This is a genomic window from Lysinibacillus sp. RU7 (genome assembly GCF_057837305.1).
This window is the reverse complement of sequence record NZ_JBYQFK010000008.1, coordinates 102,096-114,286: the sequence shown is the minus strand read 5'-3', so window position 1 is coordinate 114,286 and position 12,191 is coordinate 102,096. Positions and strand designations below refer to the sequence as shown.

Below are 12,191 nucleotides of genomic sequence, written 5' to 3'. Positions count from 1 at the left end.
CGGTGGAATGTTAGTTAAAAAAGAATGGAGGCAACAACCATGAACATTAACAAAGACGTTGTTCGCATGACTGCATACCTTCCAGTTAAACTTGCTGTTTTAACTGACGTGAATCCCGAACTGGCACTCGAGATGATGCGTCACTGGGGAGATGGTACAAAACCTATCCCAGAAATTTGGCAAATTGTCTCCAAAGAGGTAGAAGGGCTGGCACCCGAAATACCAATTTATCGGAGTAACTGATAAAAATTATAAAGTTCACTTCTGAACTCTATTATCATTTGAACTCAGTTTACCACATTTTATGAAGTTTATTCAATAATTATTTAAAGAAGAACCTATTTTACTACATGTTCTACAGAAATGAGTAAATATCGGATATATCTATAATATCCGATACTGCTTTAAGTATATAAATACCAGTAAATTCCATATTTTTATGCACTTAAAGCAGTATCGGCTGCACGACTATCAACAGTCGGCTGAGAAATGGACTAGAAATACTCAGCAAAATATTAAAATACAGGAGGTAAATTTGACATGAAATCAACAGGTATTGTTCGTAAAGTAGACGAGTTAGGACGTGTAGTAATTCCGAAAGAGTTACGTGATACATTCAACATTCAGGAGAAGGATCCGGTGGAAGTCTTCACAGAAGGTGACAACATCATCTTGCGTAAGTATCAGCCAGCAAAAGCGTGCACAGTGACAGGTGAAGTTTCAGAGGACAATTTAGTGCTTTACGGCGGCAAGCTGGTGTTAAGTAAAGAAGGTGCCGCTAAACTTAGTGCAGTCTTAGCGTCAACAGAGGCGAAGTAATATGTCAGATGTTCAGATTCGCACAGAGTTAATGCAGTCAGAAGCCAACGGGAAGTTTCAACGTATGCAGGAGATTAAACGTCAGCGAGAAACGCTTAAAGTTGAATACGATAATCTTCAAGCAGGGCTTATCAAGCACATTGAGAGCCACGGTAAGGTGCTAGCCTATAAAGATGACATTCCGCATATCTTGACAATCGGCATGCGCACATCAACTAAACTTGATAAAGCTGGACTAGCTAGTGATCTTGAAATCACTCAAAAAGAGTTAACAACTGTTCGTATAGCAGAGCTTGTCGAAGAAGGAAAGTTGTCAGCGCAAATGATTGAATCACATCAGCACAAAGAAAGCGATGTAACACTTAAAGTGCGTAAAGCAAGTAAAAATGATTTGACTTTAATATTTGGAAAGTGAGGAGTTTAACATGCCACAATTATATTCATCTCGTAAATCAACAGTATTAACAACACCTAGTTCACCGTCGGTGGATAAAGCGTACAATGCTTGGATTGTGCACGATGATTTCGGCAATCACGTAAACGAAGGTGAACAAATATTCGTGCTTGAAAACGGTGAAACGATTCACGTTGATGCGGCTGAAGACTATTTGACAGAAAAGCTGGAAGCTAAATACGCGACTATCTGTAACTGGGAAGGTGAATCAGAAGGAGTATATCTCCTTAAAAACGGTTTGTGGATTCGTGAAAAAGATGTAGAGGATTATCTGATTGAGGTACTAGGTGCGCAAGTATATGAGCGCAAAAGCATTTACCCAAAACTAAAAAATGAGTAGTCCACTCAATTGTAACAACTCCGATGATGCAATCAATTAAATAAACTACCCGTGCCTATTGTAGCACGGTATAGGAGGAACACACAAATGGAAATCAAGGTTATTCATGAAATTCGATTCTCGAAAGAGACAGAAAAGCTTGCAATGTTAGTAGCGCAAGCCTTAGAGGGTGCAGTAACAAACAACATATCGGTAACAGCGTCAACAGTTTCTGAAACTTCTGAACCTGTTCAAGAGCAAACAGAGGAGCCAAACGTAGCAACGAAAACATGCTATTTCCGTCACGAAGGTTCTGATGAATTAGTAGTCGTGAAAAAAGGTGAGTCACTCGACTTCTTAGAAGGTGATATTTTCGACGAGCTAACAGTGGCAGAGTACAACAAAGCGAAACTAGAAGCTGAAAAAGCCAACCAAGCCGATCAAGCAAAGGGTGATGCAAAGCCTGAATCGACTCCAGAAGAAACGCAAGAGCCTTCAGCAGAGGACGAGCCTTCACACAATTTAAAGGTCGAGGATTTACGAGTAATTGCTTCTAAATTTGTCGGTGCAGGTAAACAGAAAGAACTTAAAGCACTATTTGGTGAGTTCAACGATGAAAAAGGAAGTAAAGCAGTCAAGCTTTCAGGTATTCAGATAGCTGATTATCCAGCCTTTATGGAACGAGCAAAAGAAGTGCTGAAAGAGTTAGGTGTTGAATAATGACGGGCCATGCTCAACGCGCTCACGCACTACTCAGTGCATCGGGTGCAAAACGTTGGATGACGTGTACACCTTCTGCACGTGCAGAAGAAAAGCACTATCAGAAAATGCTGGCAGAAGGTAAGAAAGAGCCTGAAAGCGAGTATGCAAAAGAGGGAACAGTAGCACACGAATACAGTGAACTGCTTATACACCGAGAGCTCGGTAACTTTACGAAAGCGACTGCTACACGACGTATCAATGCTTTTCTTAAAGATCCTGAACACGCTAAATATTACAACGAAGAAATGCAAGAACACGTTGAAACGTATGTTGATTTCGTGATGGAACGGGTGAATGCTGCACGTGCCGTATCAAGTGATGCGCTAGTCCTTATCGAACAACGATTAGACTTTAGCGAGTTTGTTCCAGACGGCTTTGGTACCGGTGACGTACTTATCGTATATGACGGTGTACTGGAATTAATCGATTTGAAATACGGTAAAGGTGTGCCAGTATCGGCTCACGAAAACCCACAACTCATGTTGTATGGTTTAGGGGCTATCGCTGAACATGACGTACTTTTCGATATACAAGAAGTCATGCTAACTATTGTACAGCCTCGACTTGATAACATCTCAAGCTATAGTATTTCTTCAAGTGATTTACTGGAGTGGGCTGAGAACGACGTCAAGCCGAAAGCCGAACTAGCAGACAAAGGTGAAGGTGAGTTTGTACCAGGAGAGCATTGTCGTTTCTGTAAAATCAAAAACACGTGTCGAGCAAGAGCCGATCAAGCATTAAAGGTTGCAGAAGCAGAGTTTGCCGATGATGGATCGATTGATATAGATCTACGAGATCCATCTGAGCTCTCAGATACAGAGATAGCCGAAATCCTCTTCATCATCGACGACGTCGAGAAGTGGTGCAAAGATCTTAAAAACTATGCACTCGGCGAAGCATTAAGCGGTAAGAAGTTTGATGGCTTCAAGCTAGTCGAGGGTCGCAGTAATCGTAAAATTACGAACTTACAAGAAGCAGCAGATCGCTTACAGAAAGCTGGAATTGATGTAGAGGTCATCTATAAGCCACAAGAGTTAAAAGGTGTTTCTGATTTAGAAAAGGCAGTCGGTAAGAAGCGTTTCTCGGAAGTACTTGACGGCTTAATCGAAAAGCCTCAAGGCAAGCCTGTTCTTGTTCCAGCTGACGACAAGCGTCCAGAGTTGAACAGCTTCGAAAAAGCTGTCGAGGAATTTTCGGATGAATTACTAGATTAGAAAGGAGAATACGAAATGAAGCGTTATCTAATCGCTTATACGCAAGAAGATGAAGATAGCTACAGCTATACATCTACAGAAGAACGATTATGTGTTGTCGAACATGAAACGGCAGCGGTAGAAGAAGTTGCAGAGATTATTTCTGCCAAAACATCAAAGTTAAAATCAGTAGTTCTTTACGATTTTAATAACCATCAGTCGGTTGTGCTACGACCTAGCATCGACTTAGATATGCAATTAACACTCGTACCTGTAACTAAAGAGGCGAAGTAGTTCAATGAGTTCACCGTAGGTGGAAATTAGACACGGGTACGGTGAGAGTCCTGCCCGTGCAAGCATTAAAAATTGATTATCTGGAGGTCATTTTAAATGGCAAAGTTAAACGGTACAAAAGTGATTACGAATGAGGCACGTATGTCTTATGCTCACGTATTCGAGCCACACGGCATTGACGGGAATGAACCTAAATATAGCGTGTCTGTTCTTATTCCGAAGGACGATACAGAAACAATCGAACTAATTGAAAAAGCAATTGAGGCAGCTAAACAGGAAGGCAAAGCAAAATGGAACGGTAAAATTCCGACGAACTTAAAAACGCCTTTACGTGATGGCGATGAAGAGCGTCCAGATGACGAAGCGTATACAGGTCACTACTTCATCAATGCGAACAACAATTCAAAGCCAGGTATCGTGAAGAAAGTAGACGGCGCACTTGTACACATCACAGATGAAGATGACTTCTATAGCGGTTGCTATGCAAAGGCATCAATCAACTTCTACCCGTTCAACGCGAATGGTAATCGTGGTGTAGCTGCTTCTTTACAAAACTTATTTAAAACACGTGACGGTGAGCGTTTAGCTGGCGGTGCTTCTGCTGAGTCTGACTTCGCTGATGAGTTTTCAGATGAGGACGATTTACTCGACTAAACAACCAAATAGGAAGGTCTATTTTTCAGACCTTCTTTTCTTTACACCTAAAATGCTTATTTAATAGGAAGAAATTCAAAATTTTAGGTGTAAAGAAGGGAGGGTGAACAGATTGCATTTTCAGGAATTGAAGAAGTATCAAGACGGTTTATTGAAGTCAAAAGCAGAGCTTATTCAACTTCATCGTGAAAATGGGCGCGATCATATCTACAGCATATTAAGTTTTGGCGGGGGTACTCAATCAAGCCACTTACTCGAAGAACATTTAAAAGGCAATATTCACTACGACTGTATCATTTTTAGTGATACAGGAGCAGAGCCACAGTTCATTCACGAACAAGTTTTGTGGTGGCAAGCACGTATGAAGGCAAAAGGGTGTACAACTCCATTTTTCATCACACGCCATAACTCGATGGAAGGTGGACTTGAGGAAATGCTTTTACGGTATATCTGGACAGATTATCAACGTTTTCAAATGCCTTTATATTTCAATAAGCGCTTAGAAGACGGCTCTATCGTAAAAGGTGGGCTCATGCCAAGACAATGTACCGGCGATTTCAAAATCGTACCCGTTCAACAAGCTGCTAGAAGATGGATTAAAGAGCAACTAGGTTTAGGGCAACGGCAACTGATGCTGAAAAACGTTGGGATTATTATGGACATCGGTTTTTCACTTGACGAGGTAAAGCGCGTTGGAGGGCATGTTAGTCACCAAAGCAAGTACATTTATCTCGCATATCCGTTAATTGAAATGGGGCTCGATACCTCTGACTCTATTAAATGGTTGAGAGATAACGGCTTTCCAGAACGACGTTCGAGATGCTACTTTTGCCCGTTTAATTGTAGCGGTGATCGCGCTCGGGATATTGGTATGGATTGGGCAGAGATTATTGAAAAAGAACCTGCTTCTTTTCTGAAAGCTTGTTTTTTCGATGATGAACTGAGATACGTCCAAGCGACAGGGCGAAAAAATATGCAATCGATACCTTTCTTTCATTTTGAGCGAAAGCCTTTAAAAGAGGTTTACGCAAAAGAATATGAACGTATTTTCAAAACACATATTCACGATTTACTTATGTGGGTTACTGAATGGAAAAGGCGCTTTAAAGAAAAATATAGTTTGGAGGTTTAGTAGATGAGAGGGTTAGTAGTTGATAACTTCGCTGGAGGTGGAGGGGCTTCGAGTGGTATGGAGGAGGCTCTAGGGCGTTCAGTAGACATCGCAATCAATCATGATACGGACGCCATAAGAATGCATAAAGCTAATCATCCGACAACCAAACATTATTGCGAGTCTGTGTGGGACGTAGATCCTGTTGAAGCTTGTGCAGGACATCCCGTGGACATTGCATGGTTCAGTCCTGACTGTCGACACTTCTCAAAAGCAAAAGGCAGTCAGCTTGTAAGTAAAGAAGTAAGAGGGCTTGCTTGGGTAGCAGTAAAATGGGCGAAAGCTGTTAAACCAAGGGTAATTTTCTTAGAAAACGTTGAGGAGTTTAAAACGTGGGGTCCTGTTGGGGATGACGGCAAACCTATAAAAGAGCGAATGGGAGAAACTTTCAATGAATTTATAAATGCTTTAAAAAGCGAAGGTTACAAGATTGAATACAGGGAACTTGTTGCATGCGACTACGGTGCTCCAACGAAACGCAAACGCTTCTTCCTTATCGCTCGATGTGATGGACGTCCAATCGTGTGGCCCGAACCAACTCACGCAGATCCTTTAAGTGAAGATGTATTGCTCTATGATAAGGAGCCGTACCGTACAGCAGGGGAAATTATCGATTGGTCGATTCCTGTAAAGTCGATTTTTGAACGAGAGAAGCCTCTCAGTCCAAACACAATGAATCGTATTGCAAGAGGACTTCAAAAGTTTGTAATCGAATCAGATGAACCTTACTTAGTGCCAGGTAGCACCAATGCAGCATTCATTACAAGCTACTACACACCAACAAAAGAGACAGATGTACGAGGGCTCTCTTTAGACAAGCCACTTCACACGATTACAAGTGGAGGAAACCGTTTCGGGTTAGTGACAGCATTTCTCACCAAATATTACGGTCAATCGTATGCTCAAGATTTACAAGAGCCATTGCACACTGTTACATCTGGAGGGAATAAATTTGGGCTTGTAACAGCCTTCCTTGCTAAGTATTACGGGCAATCAGACGCGCAAAGTTTAACAGAACCGCTTCATACCATCACTACTAAAGACCGCTTTGGATTAGTCACAGTAAATGCAGAGGCGTTCATGATTACGGATATTGGTATGCGCATGCTACAGCCGAAAGAGTTATTCCGAGCTCAAGGCTTCCCACAAGAATACATCATCGACAGAGATCATGAAGGGAACAAATATCCGAAATCTCAACAAATCGCCCGTTGTGGAAATGCAGTGCCTCCACCGTTTGCATCGGCTTTAGTTCGCGCCAACATGCCTGAATTATGTGTTGGTAGAAAGGTAGGTTAGTAGATGGATATTCAAGTAGGACAAGTTGTTTATGTGTCAGTATTCAATCGATTACGCAATGCTAAACCGTACTGTAAGCAGCACAAGGTAGTGTCCGTAACTAAAACGCATATCGTTACATGTCCTGTTCATTTCAAAGATACACCGAAACTTTGGTTACGTTTTAGTCGAGACCATTTGACATGTAAAAGGAAACAGTCGAAGTATGAATACCGACTATGGGAGAGTATAGAAGCTTTTAACCGTTCGGTACTGGAGGGGTATTATGAGAAAGCGTAAAAAGCTAGAGACGGGTGAAATCGTAGTGCTCGTACTTAGAAATAGATACTGGGACAGTGTTGATATAACTGCTAAATGTGAAGTAGTCCGTGCTAATGGGACAAGTGCTTATCTTGTACGGTGCGACGGTAAAGGTCTTGAGTACAAAATTTCTCAAAAAGATTTTAGAGGCAGTGATACGGTGTATAACCATAAAGTGTATCGTTCAATGGAAGATTACGAAAAATCCGTCTCTGATGCAAACGAGCTTACCGACCTTCAATCGTGGGCACGTGGACAGCTGAAAACTATGACACTTAATCAGATACGTAGTTTAGTAACTGCAATGAAACGAGGCGAGTTTGATGGATAATCCAATCGTTGAAAATATAGCGAGATTCGGACATACATCACGTCAAAGTTTATTAGTAGAAATGCAATGTGAACAGGCGTACATGGAGGACATTTACGGAACAGAAATAAAGTTAGGTGATACCTATTTCGAGACGGATCTTGGGAAGGTGCATAAGGAAAATGTACTTGTCTACATGAAGGACATGTTTGCAGAAAAGGAGCGTGGGTAGATGAACATACGTTTTAAACTGCCAAACTTTGAATTTGAGATGCAGAATGTCGACGTCACTCGTGTTGATCGAGCATTAAATGGTTTATTCCACATAATCTGCAACGGTGCAATGCTCGATGCTTTACATGTAAAGAACGATAACAACGAGGTAATACCTGAGCATATCAGTTCACTTGCAACATTCTTAAAAGGCTATAGCGAAAGTGTTACGGAGATAGAAGAACGACCAGTAAACAGCTCTCGAAATTTTGTAGAAGCCGTTAAGGGTGTTCGAGAGTTAAACGGTGTGAAATTGTATCAATGCAGCTATCGATGTGGGTGTGGTGATAAAGGGAAACGGTTCATTAAAGAAGATGCTACACAAACCACGTGCCATAAATGCAACGCAGAGCTTTCTGTACAACGTGCTGTTGCTACAGAAGAACTGACGTGTGATAGTGATTTTGATTATTTTGTAGCTTATTAGAAATAAAAAAAAACTGAACGGTCTAAAGACCGAACAGCTTTACTAGTAGCATAGCTACTGCTGGTGATACTTTCACCTTAAAGGTAATAGTGATCTCCATAGGTTTCACCCTTTAAAGAGGCAAAAATTTAGACTAGTGTCCGTGCCTCTCCTCAAAAAAATAAAACTTAATTTAATTATACAATAAAAAACCTTAATTTCAATATTTTTCAAAAGAAGGTGAGTGCAATTAAAACGCTTAATATCGACATTGAAACGTACTCCAGTAATGACCTGAAAAAGTGTGGTGTCTATAAATATGTCGAAGCAGAAGATTTCGAGATTTTGATTTTTGCTTATTCGATAGACGGGCAACCTACACAAACAGTTGAGCTGGCGTTAGGTGAAGAGATTCCATATGAAATCTTATGTGCCTTATCAGACCCAAGCGTGTTAAAGAAAGCATGGAATGCAGCATTTGAGCGAATTGCATTAAGTGAGTATTTAAAGAGACAGTTTCTTGAAGTCGCATCATATAGCGAAGGATTCACTGAACTCGGGTACCTGGACCCAAAACAATGGCGTTGTACGATGGTCGATTCTACTCGTGCCGGTTTACCAGCTACATTAAAACAAGCAGCTATCGCACTAAAACTCGATGTGTTAAAAGATGAAGCTGGTACAGTACTTATCAACTATTTCTCTAAACCACGTAAGCCGACGAAAACTCGTCCAGAGACGCGCAACTTGCCACACCATGACATGGAAAAGTGGAATGCATTCGTTAGTTACTGCCGACAGGACGTGGAGGTAGAAAAGGCAATCGGTGACGTTGTAGAGGAGTATGTTTACGTTGGCAGTAAGTCAGACCGTTTTGAAATGATGCTCTATTACCTGGATCAAAACATTAACGACCGTGGCATTTTGTTAGATGAAGCTTTAGTGAACGGTGCGCAAGTCGTAGATGCTGCCTATAAAGACAAGCTAATGGCTTGGGGCAGAGAGATTACAGGGTTAGATAATCCGAACTCTAATGCACAATTACTCAAGTGGTTACAGGGGCAGGGTTTAGAGATTGAGAACTTACAAGCTGCTACGGTTGCAGATGCACTAGAAAATGCAACTGGTGACGTTCGTACCATGCTTGAATTACGCCAAGAATTATCCAAGACGAGCGTTAAAAAGTACAACGCTATGCAAAGTGCCATCTGTCGCGATGGACGAGTACGAGGACTGTTACAGTTTTACGGTGCGAACCGTACAGGGCGATGGGCAGGGCGTTTAGTGCAAGTACAGAATTTAACGAAGCACTCTCTTAACGACGATGATTTAGACTTAGCGCGACGTTTAGTGTCGGCTCAAGACATGGACTCAATTGAAATGTTATTCGATTCTGTATCGGACATTCTCTCACAACTAATCCGTACAGCCTTTATTGCACCAAACGGAAAAGTGTTTTCCGTAAGTGACTTCTCAGCTATTGAAGCGCGAGTTATTGCGTGGCTTGGTGGGGAGAAATGGCGTTTAGAAGTATTCAATACGCACGGGAAGATTTACGAGGCTTCTGCTGCACAAATGTTTAGTGTTCCAATCGAAACAATAGACAAAGGCTCACCGTTACGCCAAAAAGGGAAGGTTGCCGAACTCGCTCTTGGTTATCAAGGAGGAGTAAACGCACTTATCTCGATGGGTGCTTTAAAGCAAGGTGTTCCTGAAGAAGAGTTGCCAGGGCTAGTACAGGCGTGGCGTAAGGCAAACCCGAAAATCGTATCATTGTGGTACAGCATTGAACGTGCAGCTATGCGAGCACTAGAGGAACCAGGTGAAGTTATTGCGTTTGAAAAAGGCATTCAGTTCTACATGCACAAGCAAACGCTAATGATGCAATTACCGAGTGGTCGTAGGCTTTGTTACTTCAATGCTCGTTTACGGGATCATCAAAAGTTCGAAGGCAAACAAGAGATCGTGTATGAAGGGCTTCACTCAGAAAGTAAAAAGTGGGTGAACTTAACCACTTACGGAGGGAAATTAGTCGAGAATGCTGTACAAGCCATTGCACGTGATTGCCTGGCCATGTCACTTTTACGGTTAGACAAAGAGGGCTATCCAACCGTAATGCATGTACACGATGAGGTTGTAATAGAAAGTGAGGCGAATAGTATTGTCGACATTGAGGAAATTATGGGGGGTACTATCAGTTGGGCTAGTGGTTTACCACTTACAGCAGATGGCTTCGAAACGCCATTCTATAAAAAAGACTGATTCTTTACCCGAGCCGATTGTCTTTTCAGAAAGTACGGACTCACTTGAAAAAGCCTATGAAAAAGTGTTTGGAAAAGGTGATAAAACCGTTTGTGCCTGTTGCGGTAAAAAAGTGAAAGGTGATCCTTATGTGATGGACAGGCATACGGAAAAGTCAATTTGCTTTTTCTGCTTAGACGTAGAGACGCACGTGGAGCTGGTTGACGGGGAAAGCGAAGTATGGATTCCTTACGGTGATGCTCAATTTTTTAATGCTAAAGGCGAGGACATTTCAAGTAAGATGCAACGCATGATGGAAGAGTATTCTTCGCCGTTTTACCGTAAGATTTTCGATGTTATGGACGGTAGGGAATCGAGTATAAAAGCCGTAACGATTCCAGTAAACGTCAATGCGGCAATTGAAAAAGAAATACGTTCATTACGTGCAGCAATCGATTTAGCGCTTGATCTCGGCTACAAGGAAGATTTTCTAGAGTTATCAGCTAAATATAACAAACTTCTAAAACAGCTAGGAGGTAACAGCAATGGACTTTAAACAGTGGGTTACTAATGAACTGTTACAATGCTCGGAAGATATTGCTTTATCTAAAGATTTGCTGAAGGAGCTAAAGAAAGATGGAAAAGTCCTTGAGAAATCAGCTCGATTAGCGGATAAAGCGGGCGATGAAGAAACTTTAGAAAAGTGTGAAGGGCAACTCGCAACTATAGCAATATCAATCCCTAAAATTAGTAACGAGATAGAACGTTTAAATCGTATGAAAGATAAGCTTCAGCGTTTATCCAAAACTGAAGTAATTCGCTTGAAAACGGGAGTTATTATTACGCTTTCACTCTTAAACGAATTTAAGAGAAAAGTAAAGAAGCTTCGCATGGATATAGAACTTGCACATGAGCCTGACGGACTGCGTATCACTTATGGAAAAGGGATAACTAAAGGCGAGTTTTTCATTACGGGTTACGGTGTTGACATCTCTATCCCCGATGAAGTAGAGATACCTGTGCTGGAGGAAGGTGAGCTTGGTGCAAATACATGACGATTTATTGGAGCGTTTAGGCGTGTATTTTGTTTATCACGATGTGTACGGTCGCTTCGGTATACCGTTTGAAACATTCGTTGATCGTTGGCAAAGAGGGGCTTTAGAGTTGTAGGTGTTTGAAACATTATTTTACGTAAAGGAGGTACGTTGATGGAAACTATCGAAATCAAAGAGATTAAGAAAATGGTAGAAAATATTGCTTGGCATATCAAAACGAATCGGGATATTTTGGGTGATACTAAAACACTGGATCAAGTTTATGAATCTTTAAATAATACGGCTGCATATTTGGAAAGAAAGCAGAAAGATAACTAAGCATCCCGTCAAAAGAAAGGGGGGTAATGTAAATGTCTTTAAAAGAAGAGTTAGCTGCTAAAGCTCAGAAGGCGATTGAAGATACAGCGTTGAACGTTGCTATCAACGTAAAAAAGAAATTGGAAGAGAAGGCTGATAAAGGTGAACGTGAATATTTTGTCCCACTCAATTCACAAGATGAACCGTTAGCAACCTCCGAACCTTTTCTTGAATTACTTTCGGATTTGTTAGATGGCGTAAAAATCGACGTAATTGAACGGGCTACATTCTCGCTATTCAAATCAAAATATTTACGTTTTAGTTGGTAATTAATCTGTCAAAAG

20 protein-coding genes are annotated in these 12,191 nt (G+C 41.3%); all 20 read left to right on the top strand.

Annotation, left to right across the window (positions count from 1 at the left end):
- Window positions 1-39: 39 nt before the first annotated feature.
- The gene (locus AC3II9_RS08115; protein ID WP_489154666.1) at window positions 40-243 is read left to right on the top strand and encodes a hypothetical protein; all 204 of its coding nucleotides are present in this window, start codon (window positions 40-42) and stop codon (window positions 241-243) included.
- Between the two features lie 297 nt (window positions 244-540).
- On the top strand, window positions 541-819 hold the full coding sequence (locus tag AC3II9_RS08110) for an AbrB/MazE/SpoVT family DNA-binding domain-containing protein (RefSeq protein WP_489154664.1): 279 nt from the start codon (window positions 541-543) through the stop codon (window positions 817-819).
- A gap of 1 nt (window position 820) precedes the next feature.
- Complete coding sequence (locus tag AC3II9_RS08105) at window positions 821-1,234, top strand: hypothetical protein (protein ID WP_489154663.1); 414 nt, start codon at window positions 821-823, stop codon at window positions 1,232-1,234.
- Window positions 1,235-1,244: 10 nt separating this feature from the next.
- Window positions 1,245-1,613, top strand: coding sequence for a YqaI family protein (locus AC3II9_RS08100; RefSeq protein WP_489154661.1), 369 nt, complete (start codon window positions 1,245-1,247; stop codon window positions 1,611-1,613).
- Window positions 1,614-1,700: 87 nt separating this feature from the next.
- Window positions 1,701-2,312 carry a hypothetical protein gene (locus AC3II9_RS08095; RefSeq protein ID WP_489154659.1) on the top strand — a complete coding sequence of 204 codons (612 nt, stop codon included), beginning with the start codon at window positions 1,701-1,703 and terminating at the stop codon, window positions 2,310-2,312.
- Window positions 2,312-3,568 (top strand): DUF2800 domain-containing protein, encoded by a 1,257-nt coding sequence (locus tag AC3II9_RS08090; RefSeq protein WP_489154657.1) that lies wholly within the window; start codon window positions 2,312-2,314, stop codon window positions 3,566-3,568. Before AC3II9_RS08095 ends, AC3II9_RS08090 begins: the two co-directional genes overlap by 1 nt.
- Before the next feature lie 15 nt (window positions 3,569-3,583).
- A complete protein-coding gene (locus AC3II9_RS08085) occupies window positions 3,584-3,841 on the top strand; it encodes a hypothetical protein (RefSeq protein ID WP_489154655.1) in 258 nt (85 codons plus the stop codon).
- 96 nt (window positions 3,842-3,937) lie between these two features.
- Window positions 3,938-4,495, top strand: a complete 558-nt coding sequence (locus AC3II9_RS08080; protein ID WP_489154653.1) for a DUF2815 family protein — start codon at window positions 3,938-3,940, stop codon at window positions 4,493-4,495.
- Between the two features lie 103 nt (window positions 4,496-4,598).
- Window positions 4,599-5,627: a hypothetical protein gene (locus AC3II9_RS08075; protein WP_489154652.1), complete on the top strand. Its 1,029-nt coding sequence runs from the start codon at window positions 4,599-4,601 to the stop codon at window positions 5,625-5,627.
- 3 nt (window positions 5,628-5,630) lie between these two features.
- Window positions 5,631-6,965, top strand: a complete 1,335-nt coding sequence (locus AC3II9_RS08070) for a DNA cytosine methyltransferase (RefSeq protein WP_489154650.1) — start codon at window positions 5,631-5,633, stop codon at window positions 6,963-6,965.
- A gap of 3 nt (window positions 6,966-6,968) precedes the next feature.
- The gene (locus tag AC3II9_RS08065) at window positions 6,969-7,244 is read left to right on the top strand and encodes a hypothetical protein (RefSeq protein WP_489154649.1); all 276 of its coding nucleotides are present in this window, start codon (window positions 6,969-6,971) and stop codon (window positions 7,242-7,244) included.
- Entirely contained in the window at window positions 7,231-7,596 is a 366-nt protein-coding gene (locus tag AC3II9_RS08060; protein WP_489154647.1) for a hypothetical protein, read from the top strand. The genes AC3II9_RS08065 and AC3II9_RS08060 overlap by 14 nt, the downstream gene beginning before the upstream one ends.
- Window positions 7,589-7,807, top strand: coding sequence for a YqaI family protein (locus tag AC3II9_RS08055; RefSeq protein ID WP_489154645.1), 219 nt, complete (start codon window positions 7,589-7,591; stop codon window positions 7,805-7,807). Before AC3II9_RS08060 ends, AC3II9_RS08055 begins: the two co-directional genes overlap by 8 nt.
- A complete protein-coding gene (locus AC3II9_RS08050; RefSeq protein WP_489154643.1) occupies window positions 7,808-8,275 on the top strand; it encodes a hypothetical protein in 468 nt (155 codons plus the stop codon).
- 228 nt (window positions 8,276-8,503) lie between these two features.
- A complete protein-coding gene (locus AC3II9_RS08045; protein ID WP_489154710.1) occupies window positions 8,504-10,516 on the top strand; it encodes a DNA polymerase in 2,013 nt (670 codons plus the stop codon).
- Complete coding sequence (locus AC3II9_RS08040; protein ID WP_489154641.1) at window positions 10,461-11,051, top strand: IDEAL domain-containing protein; 591 nt, start codon at window positions 10,461-10,463, stop codon at window positions 11,049-11,051. The genes AC3II9_RS08045 and AC3II9_RS08040 overlap by 56 nt, the downstream gene beginning before the upstream one ends.
- Window positions 11,041-11,550: a hypothetical protein gene (locus AC3II9_RS08035; RefSeq protein WP_489154639.1), complete on the top strand. Its 510-nt coding sequence runs from the start codon at window positions 11,041-11,043 to the stop codon at window positions 11,548-11,550. Before AC3II9_RS08040 ends, AC3II9_RS08035 begins: the two co-directional genes overlap by 11 nt.
- A complete protein-coding gene (locus tag AC3II9_RS08030; protein ID WP_489154713.1) occupies window positions 11,534-11,665 on the top strand; it encodes a hypothetical protein in 132 nt (43 codons plus the stop codon). Before AC3II9_RS08035 ends, AC3II9_RS08030 begins: the two co-directional genes overlap by 17 nt.
- Before the next feature lie 38 nt (window positions 11,666-11,703).
- Window positions 11,704-11,868 carry a hypothetical protein gene (locus tag AC3II9_RS08025; protein ID WP_489154638.1) on the top strand — a complete coding sequence of 55 codons (165 nt, stop codon included), beginning with the start codon at window positions 11,704-11,706 and terminating at the stop codon, window positions 11,866-11,868.
- A gap of 32 nt (window positions 11,869-11,900) precedes the next feature.
- Window positions 11,901-12,176: a hypothetical protein gene (locus AC3II9_RS08020; protein ID WP_489154636.1), complete on the top strand. Its 276-nt coding sequence runs from the start codon at window positions 11,901-11,903 to the stop codon at window positions 12,174-12,176.
- Window positions 12,177-12,191 lie beyond the last annotated feature (15 nt).